This is a genomic window from Ruegeria haliotis (assembly GCF_013377785.1).
Lineage (GTDB): Bacteria > Pseudomonadota > Alphaproteobacteria > Rhodobacterales > Rhodobacteraceae > Ruegeria > Ruegeria haliotis.
This window is the reverse complement of sequence record NZ_JABXWT010000004.1, coordinates 145,276-159,741: the sequence shown is the minus strand read 5'-3', so window position 1 is coordinate 159,741 and position 14,466 is coordinate 145,276. Positions and strand designations below refer to the sequence as shown.

The 14,466-nt window shown below is 56.7% G+C and carries 13 protein-coding genes; 10 read left to right on the top strand and 3 right to left on the bottom strand.

What is annotated here, in order from left to right; translation table 11 throughout:
• Positions 1 to 3 precede the first annotated feature (3 nt).
• Entirely contained in the window at positions 4 to 801 is a 798-nt protein-coding gene (locus HW561_RS11230; protein ID WP_176864744.1) for an IclR family transcriptional regulator, read from the bottom strand.
• A gap of 143 nt (positions 802 to 944) precedes the next feature.
• On the opposite strand from HW561_RS11230, the gene HW561_RS11225 reads away from it, so the two are divergent.
• From HW561_RS11225 to HW561_RS11180, 10 genes are all read left to right on the top strand, one after another.
• The gene (locus HW561_RS11225; protein WP_176864742.1) at positions 945 to 2,204 is read left to right on the top strand and encodes an ABC transporter substrate-binding protein; all 1,260 of its coding nucleotides are present in this window, start codon (positions 945 to 947) and stop codon (positions 2,202 to 2,204) included.
• Positions 2,205 to 2,296: 92 nt separating this feature from the next.
• A complete protein-coding gene (locus HW561_RS11220; RefSeq protein ID WP_176864740.1) occupies positions 2,297 to 3,220 on the top strand; it encodes a carbohydrate ABC transporter permease in 924 nt (307 codons plus the stop codon).
• Between the two features lies 1 nt (position 3,221).
• Entirely contained in the window at positions 3,222 to 4,070 is an 849-nt protein-coding gene (locus HW561_RS11215) for a carbohydrate ABC transporter permease (protein WP_176864738.1), read from the top strand.
• Between the two features lie 22 nt (positions 4,071 to 4,092).
• Positions 4,093 to 5,433: an alpha-glucosidase/alpha-galactosidase gene (gene melA / locus HW561_RS11210; protein WP_176864736.1), complete on the top strand. Its 1,341-nt coding sequence runs from the start codon at positions 4,093 to 4,095 to the stop codon at positions 5,431 to 5,433.
• A gap of 55 nt (positions 5,434 to 5,488) precedes the next feature.
• On the top strand, positions 5,489 to 7,195 hold the full coding sequence (locus HW561_RS11205) for an IlvD/Edd family dehydratase (RefSeq protein WP_176864734.1): 1,707 nt from the start codon (positions 5,489 to 5,491) through the stop codon (positions 7,193 to 7,195).
• Positions 7,195 to 7,962 carry an SDR family NAD(P)-dependent oxidoreductase gene (locus HW561_RS11200; RefSeq protein ID WP_176864732.1) on the top strand — a complete coding sequence of 256 codons (768 nt, stop codon included), beginning with the start codon at positions 7,195 to 7,197 and terminating at the stop codon, positions 7,960 to 7,962. Before HW561_RS11205 ends, HW561_RS11200 begins: the two co-directional genes overlap by 1 nt.
• Before the next feature lie 4 nt (positions 7,963 to 7,966).
• Positions 7,967 to 8,860: a 2-dehydro-3-deoxygalactonokinase gene (locus tag HW561_RS11195; protein ID WP_176864730.1), complete on the top strand. Its 894-nt coding sequence runs from the start codon at positions 7,967 to 7,969 to the stop codon at positions 8,858 to 8,860.
• The gene (locus tag HW561_RS11190; protein ID WP_176864728.1) at positions 8,857 to 9,462 is read left to right on the top strand and encodes a 2-dehydro-3-deoxy-6-phosphogalactonate aldolase; all 606 of its coding nucleotides are present in this window, start codon (positions 8,857 to 8,859) and stop codon (positions 9,460 to 9,462) included. Before HW561_RS11195 ends, HW561_RS11190 begins: the two co-directional genes overlap by 4 nt.
• Entirely contained in the window at positions 9,459 to 10,319 is an 861-nt protein-coding gene (locus HW561_RS11185) for an SMP-30/gluconolactonase/LRE family protein (protein ID WP_176864726.1), read from the top strand. Before HW561_RS11190 ends, HW561_RS11185 begins: the two co-directional genes overlap by 4 nt.
• The gene (locus tag HW561_RS11180; RefSeq protein ID WP_176864724.1) at positions 10,316 to 12,235 is read left to right on the top strand and encodes a beta-galactosidase; all 1,920 of its coding nucleotides are present in this window, start codon (positions 10,316 to 10,318) and stop codon (positions 12,233 to 12,235) included. The genes HW561_RS11185 and HW561_RS11180 overlap by 4 nt, the downstream gene beginning before the upstream one ends.
• 42 nt (positions 12,236 to 12,277) lie before the next feature.
• Here the strand turns inward: HW561_RS11180 and HW561_RS11175 are convergent, their stop codons facing one another.
• A complete protein-coding gene (locus tag HW561_RS11175; RefSeq protein ID WP_176864722.1) occupies positions 12,278 to 13,540 on the bottom strand; it encodes an ABC transporter permease in 1,263 nt (420 codons plus the stop codon).
• Positions 13,537 to 14,457 (bottom strand): ABC transporter permease, encoded by a 921-nt coding sequence (locus tag HW561_RS11170; protein ID WP_176864720.1) that lies wholly within the window; start codon positions 14,455 to 14,457, stop codon positions 13,537 to 13,539. The genes HW561_RS11175 and HW561_RS11170 overlap by 4 nt, the downstream gene beginning before the upstream one ends.
• Positions 14,458 to 14,466 lie beyond the last annotated feature (9 nt).

Genomic DNA, 14,466 nt, shown 5'->3' with positions numbered 1-14,466 from the left:
TATTTACATCCTGTCGTTACTGGCGTTCTGGCGGGTCTCGGGGAACCGCCAAGCCTGAGCTTCAATTCCGATCTGTTCTGCCACTCGGCGAACACGGGGAATCCAGGTTTCCAATTGTTCAAAGTCCATCCTCTCGGTCGATCCGGTTACCGAAATCGCACCCAGCATCCGACCGCCGGACGTTAAAACCGGGCAAGCAATACAGATGATACCGGGTTCATGTTCCTCGTCGTCGATGGCGTATCCCCGACTGCGGATCAGGCTCAGATCCGCGCGCAGCGCCTGTTCCGAGGTCAAAGTTTTGTCGGTAAACCGATGAAAACTCTGTTGAGACAAGGCTTTTGCAAGCGTTTCCTCATCAAGAAACGCCATCATCGCCTTGCCAACACCAGTGCAATAGGCCGGACCGACCTTTCCGGCCTGCGAATACATCTCGACCGGTTGGGTCGCGTTACGTTTGTCCACGTATAGCACCTGGCTCGAATCGAGCTGAGCCAAATGGACCGTTTCCCCGGTCTCCCTGCTCAGCGCATCCAGAAATGGCCGCGCGATGGGTGCCAGCGAACTTTGGGTCCATGCCGCGTGTGCCAGTCGAACCAGTCGCATCCCCGGTGTATAAGTCTGTCTTTCGGGGTCGTATGACAGCATGCGCTGATTGGTCAGTGATTGCAGAAACCTGTACAGCGTCGCCTTGGGAAAGTCGCTGCTTTCCAGCAGTTCTCCAAATCGGACCGGGCGCTCGAACGCCGCGACCTGATCCAGCACGTCACATGCTTTTCCTATTGTTCCGTCACCAGCCACGAGCGCCTGCTCTCCTCCGTTTACCCATCGCAAACGATACGAGGGTCTTGACAAGACTAACCGAGTCGATGTGTAGTTTTCAATATATAAAACATGGTTTCATTATATGGAACCAAAATAAGTGGAAGCTAAGGGAGGAAACCATGCATTCCATGTTTAAGCGCACCGCGATGGCTCTGGTCGCCAGTGTCGCACTTACTGCCCCGGTGGCGGCCGAGCTGACCGGTGAGCTGCGAATATTTCTCGATACATCCAACCCGGCGCCGCGTGCGACGATGGAGGCGATGATCGAGCGGTTCCAGCAGCAACACCCAGATCTGGAGATCGAAACCACTGTGATTGATCGCGAGGCATACAAGACCCAGATCCGCAACTTTCTGACAGCGGATACCCCGGACGTTGCCAACTGGTACGCCGCCAACCGTATGAAACCCTATGTCGATGCGGGGTTGTTCGAAGACGTATCGGACCTATGGGCCGAAGCGGAAATCAGCGATAATCTGGGTTCGACCAAAGGCGCCTTGACCATTGATGGCAAGCAATGGGGCGTACCCTATACCTACTATCAGTGGGGCGTTTACTATCGCAAAGACATCTTTGACGAGCTGGGCCTGAGCGAACCCACAACGTGGAAAGAAGAGCTGGCCAACTGCCAGAAGATCATCGATTCCGGCCGTACCTGCTATACGATCGGGACCAAGTTCCTATGGACCGCCGGCGGCTGGTTCGACTATCTGAACATGCGAACCAATGGCTTTGACTTTCATCAGCAGTTGGCCAATGGCGAAATTAGCTGGGAAGATGACCGGGTCAAGCAGACCTTTGCCAACTGGAAACAGCTGATCGACATGGGTGCGTTCATCGACAACCACCAAACCTATAGCTGGCAGGAAGCCCTGCCGTTCATGGTCAAGGGTGATGCTGCAGCGTATCTGATGGGCAACTTTGCTGTCGCGCCCCTGCGCGAGGCAGGATTGAGCGACGATCAGCTGGATTTTTATCAGTTCGTCGCCATCAACCCAGATGTCGAGCTGGCTGAAGATGCGCCGACCGATACGTTCCACATCCCGGCAAACGCGTTAAACAAAGAGGCCGCACGCGCGTTCCTTCGCTTCGTCGTTTCGGCTGATGAACAGACCGAGATCAACAACGGATCGAACCTCGGTCAGTTGCCGGTGAACGCACAATCTTCGGTCGATGCCGACAAGTTCCTGCAACAGGGGTTCAACATGCTGTCTTCCAACAGCCCCGGTGGCATTGCCCAGTTCTGGGATCGGGACGCCCCGGCGGAAATGGCTAAAGTGTCGATGGAGGGTTTCCAGGAATTCATGGTCAAGCCGGATAATGCCGACAAGATTCTGGCCAAGCTGGAACGCGCCCGCACGCGTATCTACGACCAGTAATTCAGGAAGGGCCGGGACAAAACCCCGGCCCACCCGCAGATTTCAGAACCGACGAGCCCTGCCCCGACCAACTCTCACTCAGGACAATTGCCATGACCGTGTCAGCAGAACTTGATAGCGAAAGTTGGTTCCACAGAAATCAACAACGCATCGCCCCCTGGCTATTTCTGGCGCCAGGCCTGCTGTTCTTTCTGTTCTATGTGATCATTCCGGTGTTTCAGTCCTTCAACCTGTCGCTTTATGAATGGGATGGTTTGGGGGCGGCGGAATACGTTGGTTTTCGTAATTATGAAGATTTGTATTGGGAATTTTCTGATCGGGACGCTTTCTATATCTCTCTCAAGAATAACCTGATCTGGCTGCTGTTGTATCTGGCGGCGATCCCCGCAGGTCTTTTCATCGCATTGTTCCTGAACCAGACGGTAAAGGGCATTCGCCTGTATAAATCGCTGTTTTTCTTCCCTTTCGTGATCTCTCAGGTTGTCGTGGGCCTTGTGTTCACATGGTTCTACGACCCGACCTTCGGCCTGCTGAATGAATTCCTCGGCCTGTTCGGAATGGGGCCGCTAAACGTGTTGGGTGACGAACGCTTTGTGACTTACGGCATTATCTTCGCCGGTCTCTGGCCTCAGACAGCCTATTGCATGATCCTGTATCTGACCGGCCTGAACGCCGTGGACCCGGAACAGATCGAGGCCGGGCGCCTGGATGGTGCCAAAGGTTTTCGGATGCTGTGGCATATCATCCTGCCGCAACTACGCCCCGCCACTTTCATCGCGTTTGTCGTGACCATCATCGGCGCGCTGCGGTCCTTCGACCTGATCTCGATCATGACCCAAGGGGGCCCGTTCGGCTCATCCCGCGTGCTGGCCTATTACATGTTCGAGGTCGCGTTGTCCGAATACGGTTTCCGCATGGGATATGGCGCGGCAATCGCAGTGATCCTGTTCCTCATCATGTTGTGTTTTATCGCCTATTTCCTTTGGTCGATGTACCGCGAAGAAAGGAGGCACTGAGATGTTTCCCAAACCCATCGAGAAACAACCCCGCGCCGCGCAGATCACCTATCAGGCCATGCTGCCACTTGCTCTGCTGCTGTGGCTTGGCCCTCTGCTGGCGGTCGCCCTGTTCTCGGTCAAACCCGAGGCTGATTTTACCAACGCCAATTATTGGGGCATGCCGTCGAGCTTTGAGGGCGCGTTCAACTATGGGCAGGTCTTCTTCAACTCGGACATGCCGCGATATCTGCTGAACTCGTTCTTTATCACCGTTCCGACAGTGATCGGCGCGGTGGCGCTTAGCTGCATGACCGGCTTTGCGCTGGGGATCTACAAGTTCAAATCGAACCTCTGGATCTTCTTCATGTTCGTCGCGGGCAATTTCGTACCGTTCCAGATTCTGATGGTCCCGGTGCGCGACCTGACGCTGGAATTGGGGCTTTATAATACTAAAACCGGTCTGGTCCTGTTCCATATCGCATTTCAAACCGGATTTTGTACGCTCTTCATGCGCAACTTTATCCGTGCCCTACCCTTTGAACTGATCGAAGCCGCGCGGGTCGAAGGCATCAGCGAATGGCGCATCTTCTGGTACGTCGTCCTGCCGCTGATGAAGCCTGCCATCGCCGCTCTTAGCGTCTTGATCTTTACCTTCATCTGGAACGACTATTTCTGGGCCGTTGTCCTGACCCAAGGCGCCGAGAGCCAGCCTGTCACCGCAGGGATCACCAGCTTTAATGCCCAATTCAGGGCCGCCTATCAGTTGATGAGTGCCGGTTCCATCGTCGCGGCGCTACCGCCGGTGGCCATGTTCTTCCTGATGCAGAAACACTTCATCGCGGGTCTGACCCTCGGAGCTGTAAAATGACGCCAAACCAAGAGTTTGCCAAATGACCAAGATTACATTTATCGGGGCGGGCTCCACGATCTTCATGCAGAACATCGTGGGTGACGCATTGCTGACCCCTGCTCTGGCCGACAGCCACTTTGCGTTGATGGACATCGACCCCGTGCGCCTGGCAGAAAGTGAGAGCGTCGCAAAGGCAATGATCCGTTCCGTCGGGACCGGCGCGACGATTTCGACGCATACAAACCGGCGCGCGGCGCTGGACGGTGCAGACTTCGTGATCACTACATTTCAAGTCGGCGGATACAAACCTTGTACGGTGACCGATTTCGAAATCCCCAAACAATACGGGTTGCGCCAGACCATCGCCGATACGCTCGGCATTGGCGGCATCATGCGTGGACTACGCACTGTTCCGGTCTTGTGGGACATCGCCCATGACATGATTCAGCTGTGCCCGAACGCCACGCTGCTGCAATACGTGAACCCGATGGCGATCAACACATGGGCACTGGCCGAACGGTTCCCAACATTAAGGCACGTGGGCTTGTGCCACTCAGTCCAGAATACGATAGAAGAGCTGGCCCATGATCTGGACCTGCCAAAGGACGAGTTCCGCTACAAGGTCGCCGGTGTGAACCATGTCGCCTTCTTCTTGCGCCTTGAGCACGAAGGCCGCGACCTCTATCCAATGCTGCGTCAGGGATATGCCAACGGGCGTTTCCCCAAACCGCCTTTGCTGATGCCACGTTGCCCGAACAAGGTGCGATATGAAGTTATGGATCATCTGGGCTATTTCTGCACCGAAAGCTCGGAACATCTGGCTGAATACGTGCCGTGGTTCATCAAGGACGGGCGGCAAGACCTGATCGAACAATTCAGCATCCCGCTGGATGAATATCCAACACGGTGCGAAGAACAGGTCGCCAATTGGAAGGAACAAGCAAAAACGCTGACTGATGGCCGCGATGTAACCGTAACCCGCAGTCACGAATTCGCGGCAAACCTGATGAACGCCATCGTTACCGACGCGCCCTATGTCGCTTATGGCAATCTGCCCAATACCGGCCAGATTCCCCAATTGCCCTTGGGTGCCGCGGTCGAAACCCCATGCCTAGTCGATGCCAACGGCGTTCAGCCCTCAGTCGTCTCTGATATCCCACTGCAACTGATTGCGCTGATGCGCACTCAGATTAACGTACAGGAGTTGACCGTTCGGGCATTGGTCGAGCAGAATCCCGATCATATCTATCACGCAGCCATGATGGACCCCCACACCGCCGCCGAGCTTGACCTGCGGCAAATCCGCAATCTGGTCAATGATCTGCTGACTGCACATACCGACTGGCTCCCGGACTGGTGCCGCCCAGCCCGCGCCGCCTGATCTTCATCTTTTCACAAATACTCAATTTCAACCCCAGCCAGAGACACACCGCCAAATGACAAAACGCCGTTCACAGCACTGGTACGGAAAGCTCGATAAGGATGGCTTCATCCACCGGTCCTGGATGAAGAACCAGGGCTTCCCCGATCACGCCTTTGATGGGCGCCCTATCATAGGCATCTGCAACACATGGTCCGAACTGACGCCCTGCAATTCAGGCCTGCGCGATCTGGCCGAAGGTGTGAAACGTGGCGTGTGGGAGGCCGGCGGCTTCCCCGTCGAATTCCCGGTCATGTCGCTGGGTGAGACGCAGATGAAGCCCACCGCCATGCTGTTCCGCAATCTTTTGGCGATGGATGTCGAGGAATCGATCCGCGCCTATGGCATTGACGGAGTTGTCCTGCTGGGTGGATGCGACAAGACCACGCCGGGTCAGTTGATGGGCGCGGCCTCAGTCGATTTACCGTCCATCGTCGTCAGTTCCGGCCCGATGCTGAATGGCAAATTCAAAGGCCAGGATATCGGTTCGGGCACAGACGTTTGGAAATTCTCCGAGGCCGTACGAGCGGGTGAGATGACACTGCAGGATTTCATGAACGCGGAATCCGGTATGTCCCGCAGTGCCGGGGTTTGCATGACCATGGGCACCGCGTCGACCATGGCCTCACTGGTCGAGGCGATGGGCATGAGCCTGCCTACCAACGCCGCCCTACCCGCCGTTGACGCCCGCCGTATGGCGCTCGCGCATCTGACGGGCATGCGGATTGTCGAGATGGTGAATGAAGACCTCAAACCCTCGGACATTCTAACCAAAGAAGCGTTTGAGAACGCCATTCTAGCCAATGCAGCTGTGGGCGGTTCCACCAACGCAGTGGTGCATTTGTTGGCGCTGGCAGGGCGTGTGGGCGTTGACCTGACATTGAAAGACTTCGAAATCGGGTCCGAGATTCCCCTGCTGGTCAACTGCATGCCATCAGGCAAATACCTGATGGAGGATTTCTGCTACGCGGGTGGCGTTCCGGTAGTGCTCTCCGAGCTCAAGCCCTTCCTGCGCCCGGCAAAGACGGTACTAAACAAAGATATTTCAGCCCATTTTGAAGGCGCCGAATGCTTCAACCGCGATGTCATCCACAGTTTTGATGATCCGGTGAAAGCAGCAGCTGGCCTGCGCGTTCTGCGTGGCAATCTGGCACCAAACGGGGCCATCGTGAAGCCTTCGGCCGCGACGGATGAACTGCTTGAAACCGAGGCCGAAGCCTATGTCTTTGAAAGCATCGAAGACCTGAAGGCCAATATCGACCGCGATGACTTACCAGTGACATCCGAGACCATTCTGGTTCTCAAAGGCTGTGGCCCCAAGGGCTATCCCGGTATGCCCGAAGTCGGCAACATGCCAATCCCGGCCAAGCTGGTGAAAGAGGGCGTGCGCGACATGATCCGTATCTCGGATGGACGCATGTCCGGTACCGCTTTTGGCACCGTGATCCTGCATGTCTCGCCAGAGGCGCATGCTGGCGGGCCACTGGCGCTGGTCAAAACCGGCGACCGAATCCGCGTTTCGGCCAGCAAGGGAAAACTGGAATTGTTGGTCAGCGAACAGGAACTGGAGACCCGCCGGACAGCGTGGCAGCCGGACCCGCCGCATTACACGCGCGGTTATGCGAAGCTTTACATCGACCATGTCCTGCAGGCCGATCAGGGTGCCGACCTTGATTTCCTCGTGGGCAAGGACACCCGACTGGTGACAAGAGAGAGTCATTGATGCAACACCCAGCCACATTCCACGACCTGCGCGACGCATCGGTCTTCATCACCGGCGGCGGTTCAGGCGTTGGTGCCGCACTGACCGACGGGTTTCTGGCGCAGGGCGCCAATGTCGCCTTCATCGGTCGTTCTGATGCCAGCAATTTCGTCGACGAGATGCGCGAAAAACACGGACGTACACCGCTCTTTCTGCAAGGCGACATCACCGACACCGATCTGCTGCACTCCACGATGACCAAAGCCACCGAAGCCCATGGGCCCCTAAACGTGCTGGTCAACAACGCCGCCAACGACAAACGGCACACGCTTGAGGAAACCACGCCTGAATTCTGGGACTGGATGGTCGCGATCAACCTCAAGGCCTATTATTTTGCCTGCCAGCAGGCCGCACGCCTGATGCACGCCAAGGGCGGGTCGATCATCAATTTCAGTTCGATCAGCTATTTGATGGGCAATTCCAGTTATCCGATCTATACGACCTCAAACGCCGGGATCACCGGCATGTCACGATCACTGGCGCGCGAACTTGGGCCGCAAAACATCCGCGTCAACGCGCTGGCGCCGGGTTGGGTCCTGACACAAAAACAACTGGACATGTGGGCGACACCCGAGGACCTGGCTGCCCATTTGGATCGTCAATGTCTGAAAGAACATCTGACACCTGAGGACATGATTGCTCCGACGCTTTTTCTGGCCTCCGAGACCAGCCGGGCGATGACCGGGCAATGCATGGTGGTCGATGGCGGTGTCGTGGGAACGGGGTGATGCGATGAATATAGAATGGATCGCCGTCGATTGGGGAACATCTCACTTGCGGGCTTGGGCGATGCAAGGCGAAACCGTACTGGATCAGGCACAATCAGATAACGGTATGGCGCGTCTGGCCAAGAGTGGGTTCCAGACCGCGCTGCTGGATGTGATCGAAGGCTGGTTGGGATCCGCCCCGCTGGACGTTGTTGCCTGCGGAATGGTTGGCGCGCGGCAAGGTTGGGTTGAGGCCCCCTATTCAACCGTACCATCAGCCCCTGTACCGGTTGTTCCGGTTTACGTACCCAACACCGACCCACGCATCCGCGTTTTCGTTGTGCCCGGTTTGAAACAAGACAACCCACCGGATGTAATGCGCGGTGAAGAAACCCAGATCGCGGGTTTTCTGGCCTCGCGACAGAATTGGGACGGTGTTCTCTGCCTGCCGGGAACACATACCAAATGGGTTCAAGTCAGTGCAGGTGAGGTTGTGAGCTTCCGCACCTTCATGACTGGAGAGTTGTTTGACTTGCTGCGTTGTCATTCGGTCCTGAGACACTCGATCAGTGACGGCTGGGATGAAACCGCATTCCTGGATGCCGTCTCGGATACATTGTCGAAGCCCGAACAACTGGCCGCGCGGCTTTTTGGTCTACGCGCCATGGATCTGCTGCAAGGGCAGGCGTCAGGCATCGCACGTGCACGACTTTCCGGGAGCTTGATCGGAGTGGAACTGGCTGCAACCCGAGCCTATTGGCTGGGGCAACAGCTGGCCATCATCGGTGCTGACAACGTGTCACAAATCTATGCAAAGGCTCTGCAGCAACAGGGCGCTTTTGTCGAAGTCGCAAACGCAACTCGATCCACGCTGGCAGGTTTGGCCCAAGCCCGAAATCTGACGAGGCAAACCGCATGAGCCGTCCCATCATCGCCATTTTGCGTGGCCTCAACCCGACAGAGGCCAAGGCCGTCGGGCACACCCTGATTGCGGCCGGAATCGACCGGATCGAAGTGCCTCTGAACTCTCCGGAGCCTCTGCAAAGTATCGGCATCCTGGCAGAAGAGATCGGAGATCGCGCATTGATCGGTGCGGGTACAGTGCTGACGCCCGAGCAGGTTGATCAAGTGGCAGACGTCGGAGGTAAGCTGATTGTCTCGCCAAACTACGACGCAGAAGTGATCGGCCGGTCGGTCGCCCTGAACTTGCAAAGCTGGCCAGGTGTCTACACCCCGACAGAGGCCTTCGCTGCACTCAAGGCGGGGGCCACGGGATTGAAGTTGTTTCCGGGCGTTGTGGCGGGTCCGTCCGGCCTAGCGGCTCTGCGCCCGGTTTTGCCTCTCGGAACCCTGATCTTTGCCGTCGGCGGGGCCGGACCCGAGAATTTCGGACACTGGCTAGCAGCTGGGGCGGATGGTTTCGGCATTGGATCAGCACTTTACAAACCCGGGATGGACATCGCTGAGATTGCCGACCGGGCCCGACAGATCGTTACTGCATATGACAAGGTCGCGGGATGAGCACAGTCTTTGATGATCGCCCTTGCGAGCTGGGCGAAGGACCCCTGTGGCACCCCGAACGGCAGCAGCTTTTCTGGTTCGACATTGTGGGTAAGCGTCTGATGACGCGCGAGGACGAAGAACAGCACAGCTGGGACTTTCCCGAACATGTGTCTGCTGCAGGTTGGATCGATCACGATACCCTGCTGATCGCCTCTGAAACCGGACTCTGGCGATTTGACCTGCCGACCGGAACACGAGAGCTTTTGGCCCCGTTGGAAGCCGATAATCCAATCACCCGCTCGAATGACGGGCGTGCCGATCCATGGGGTGGGTTCTGGATCGGGACCATGGGCAAGCAGGCAGAACCCGGGGCCGGTTCAATCTATCGCTATTGGCAAGGGGAACTGCGGCGTCTGGTGCCGGATGTGACAATCTCGAACGCGATTTGTTTCACGCCAGACCGGTCTTGCGCCTATTTCAGCGACACCCGCACCCGGCAAGTGATGCGTTGGAATCTGAGCGCCAAAACAGGCTGGCCCAAAGGCGATCCCGATGTATTTCTGGACTTGCGGAACGAAGGACTGAACCCGGATGGCGCCGTGGTCGATGTGGACGGCAACATCTGGATCGCGCAATGGGGCGTCGGTCGGGTTGCAGTCTATGGGTCCGATGGGCGGTTTTTGAAAGCCACCTCGTTTCACGCGGACCATACGTCGTGCCCGGCCTTTGGAGGCAAGGATCTGGATACGCTTTTTTGCACCACAGCCCGTGAGGGGCTGAGTGTCACTGCGATTGAAACACAGCCCTCTCACGGAATGACCTTTGCCGCAGTCAATGTAGGGCAAGGTCAGGCAGAACACAGAGTCATCTTATGAAGCCAGAACTTGGTGTTTGCTATTACCCCGAGCATTGGCCGGAAGCGATGTGGGCGGACGATGCCGCAAGCATGGTCGAGACCGGCCTGGCATGGGTCCGTATCGGCGAATTCGGGTGGAGCCGGATGGAACCGCAGCCCGGTGACTTGCAGTTTGAGTGGTTGGACAGCGCCATTGAAACCCTAGGGACCGCCGGGCTGAAGGTGGTTCTGGGCACTCCTACGACAACGCCTCCGCGTTGGATGTTGGACAAACATCCCGACATGCTGGCCGTTGATGCGCAAGGCAACCCGCGCAAGTTCGGATCGCGGCGACACTATTGCTTTAGCCACAAGGGTTATATCGACGAGTGCGTGCGCATCGCGCAGATCATGGGGAAACGCTATGGGCGCAACCCGCACGTCGCCGCATGGCAGATCGACAATGAATATGGCTGCCATGACACCACCATCAGCTACAGCCCCTCTGCCTTACTGGCCTTTCGATATTGGCTGATGGATCAATATGGCACCATCGGTGATCTGAACGAGGCATGGGGCAATGTGTTCTGGTCGATGGAATACAATGATTTCGACCAGATCGAACTACCAAACCTCACCGTGACCGAGCCCAATCCGGCCCACGTACTGGCGTTCCGCCGCTTCAGTTCGGATCAAGTGGTGGCGTTCAACAAGGCGCAGGTGGATGTTCTGCGAACCCATATCGATGCCCCTTTGCTGCACAATTACATGGGCCGCGTTCTGGATTTCGACCATTTCGAAGTCGGCGCGGATTTGGATATCGCGACCTGGGACAGCTATCCGATCGGGTTCCTGTCGGACCGGCTGGAAGCAAGTGAAGAGCATAAGACAGCATTCCTGCAGCAGGGCGATCCGGATATGCAGGCCTTTCACCACGATCTTTATCGCGCTGTTGGTCGTGGCCGATGTTGGGTGATGGAGCTACAACCCGGCCCGGTGAACTGGGCTCCGTACAACCCGGCCCCATTGCCGGGAATGGTGCGTCTGTGGTCGCTCGAAGCTGTGGCACATGGCGCTGAAGTTGTCAGTTATTTCAGGTGGCGACAGGCTCCATTTGCCCAAGAGCAGATGCATGCGGGGTTGTTGACGCCCGACAATCGAGCGGCACCAGCATTGCCTGAGGTCCGTCAAACAGCTGAAGATTTAGCCAACTTGGGAGAGGTGCATCAGACGACGGCTCAAGTGGCGATCCTGTTCGACTATGCTTCGGATTGGGCCTGGACAACGCAACCCCAAGGGGCCGGGTTCGACTATTTTCGATTGATCTTTTCCGCTTACCAGGCGTTGCGGCGGGCCGGGTTGTCTGTGGACTTCATCACTGCAAACGACGCTGCGAAGAGACAGTACAAACTGGTCCTTGGGCCGGGGATCGCCACTTTGGATAGGGATGTGGAACGGCATCTGAAAGACCGGAGTGATCTTACTGTTCTGGGGCCCCGTTCGGGCGCGATCACGCGCGATTTCCAGATACCAAAACAGGGACGCCCGGGTTTGAATTGTCTGGATTGCAACGTCGATATGGTTGAAACCCTACCGCCCGACGTTGAGCGAGCGGTCGAGGGCGGCGGAGCCGGTAAACATTGGATTGACCGGCTGTCCGGCACGGCCCAGGATTTGTTGTCCTTTGCAGACAAAACACCGGCATTAAAAGGCGCTGATGGGTTTTGGTATCTGGCCGGTTTTCCGGATACGGACCTGTGGGATCGAATCGTTGCCATGGCCGCGCAGGACACTGGCATACCCTTGCACCCCATGCCCGCTGGCCTACGGCGACGAGAAACGACGGATTATGAATTTCTGATCAACTACAACGCCGAGCCGGTAGACTGGAATGGACACACGATCAAAGGTTGTGATGTCGCAATCCTGAAACGCAATCCGCCCGGACAGAGCTAAGTCCAATCCGGGCGGATGCAGAGGTAGATATTTGCTGCGCCGCTATTGATCGCCTTGCAGACTGTTGGGATCGAAGACGCCTCCGGACCCACCGTTGTTTGAGGGTGGGTTTTCGGCATCCGAAGCCCCGTCGCCGTCATCTCCATCCAGCGCATTCGGTGCAAACACGTTGCCAAAACCGCTGTTGTTCGATGGCTTTGGTGTGGATTGCACGTCGCCCTGCTCAGCCTCTTCAGCCTCGCGCTGCTTGCGCCGTTCCTCACGGAGTTGGCGCAATTTCTGAATGCGCGTTTCGGCCTCAAGCTGCTTTTGCTCTCGCACATCAGCGATACACTGCGCCGGGTTGTAGGCCGTCGCGGTACCCACCACGGTGATTGTGGCAACTGCAAACATAACCAGCAACACCGCGGCCATATTCCCGGCAAAGAAGCTGGGCAGCCTGATCTTGCCCGCCAGTTCTTCGACCGTGGCTTGCTTACGCGCGGCAGCGACCAGTTCCTGACGCTTGAGCTTGGCCTCATTCAGCAGAGCAAAGAACACTGTCAGCGCCACGATGATGAAGGCCAGCGCCGAGATCGCAGGTGTGATGCCATAGCGGACTTTTTGGGCCAGTTCGATCGTCAGCGTCGGGTATTCCCCAAACGTGAAGGTAGTGGTGTTGTAGTTCTCGAACGACGCAAGAAACGCCAGCACCGCAGCCGAAGCAATCGCAGGTCGCATGAACGGCAACATGATCTTGCGAAACGCCTGCGCATGGGTTGCGCCGAGGTCCAGCGCGGCCTCGGTCAACGCGATATCATAGCGCTGTAGCCGCGCCACCAGCACCAGCATACAGTAGCTGGCGATAAAGGTGGATTGGCCGATCACCGTCAGGAAAATCCCGTTTGACAGAAAACTGTCAGCGCCCAAACCCAGCATTCGATTGATCCGGTCCCAGAAGACCAGAGTCGAGATACCAAGCACCACGCCGGGGATCAGGATTGGCGCGATGATGATCGTATAGTAGGTCGCGCGCAGCTTGGGCCAGATCTGTGTCAACAACAGCGCCCCGGCCAGACCCATCGCCACGGACAGAACAACTGTGCCGGCGCCGATAATCAGCGAGTTCTTGATGCCGTTCAAAATGCGCTGATCCTGAAACAGCTCGCCGAACCACTGGAAGGTCAGACATTCCCAAGGGCTCATCCTTGGGAACCCTGAGGAGTTGAACGCCGTGACCGACATGATCACCAGCGGCCCCAACAGATAGGCGAAGAAGATCGCCAGATAGACCCAGATACTTATACGGAGGAAGGAATTGTTCATTTCCCGATATCCCCCATATTCACCTTGAACAGGCGCATCACGGCCAGCACGAACAGGATACAAGTTACCAGCAATACGATGGCGTATGCGGCGCCCTGCGGCCAGTCATTATTGTCGTTGAACTGCTGATAGATCAGCTGGGTAAACCACAAGGATGACGGCCCACCCAAAATCTGTGGCGCGGCCAAAGCACCGGCAGACAACATGAAGACCATGGTACAGCCCGAACTGATGCCTGGCTTGGCATAGGGAATAACCACACGCCAGTGAATCCGCCACCAGGGCGCGCCCAGATCCCGTGCCGCCTCAATCTGGTTTTTATCCAGACTTTCGATCACGTTATACATCGGGAAAATCATCAGCAGGATGTAGGCGTACCCAAGACCTGCATAAAGCGCGATGTCATTGCGGATGAAATCGAACGGAGTATCCCAAACGCCCATCCCGACGAGCATCGTGTTCAGCACGCCGGTTTCGCCAAAGATGATGCGCAGGGCGAAGGCCCGCAGGATTTCGTTGATCCAATAGGGGATGATCAGCATGATCGCAAAGATGCGGATGTGATTACCCTTGGTTTGACCCAGATAATAGGCAATCGGATAACACAGGATCAGGTTGAAGATCGTCACGCAGACCGCCGCAACCAGAGTGCGGAAAAACACCCGCAGATCGACAGTATTGTAGTCCTGACTGCCGCCCTCAGGGCCGAAGACCAGATATCTATAGTTCTCCAGAGTATAGACATCCTTGGGCCCGCCAATCTCTGGCGGTGGCAGGTTTGGACGGAAGGAAAAGTCCAGCATCGACAGCTGGGGCAGGATAATCAGGCCAATGGTCCAGAACAGGACCAAACCCAGTATCGCCAACCCCATGCCGGTGCCGTTTCGGTTCAGAAATTCCTTAAGGAAGCCTGGCATTATCGGGCC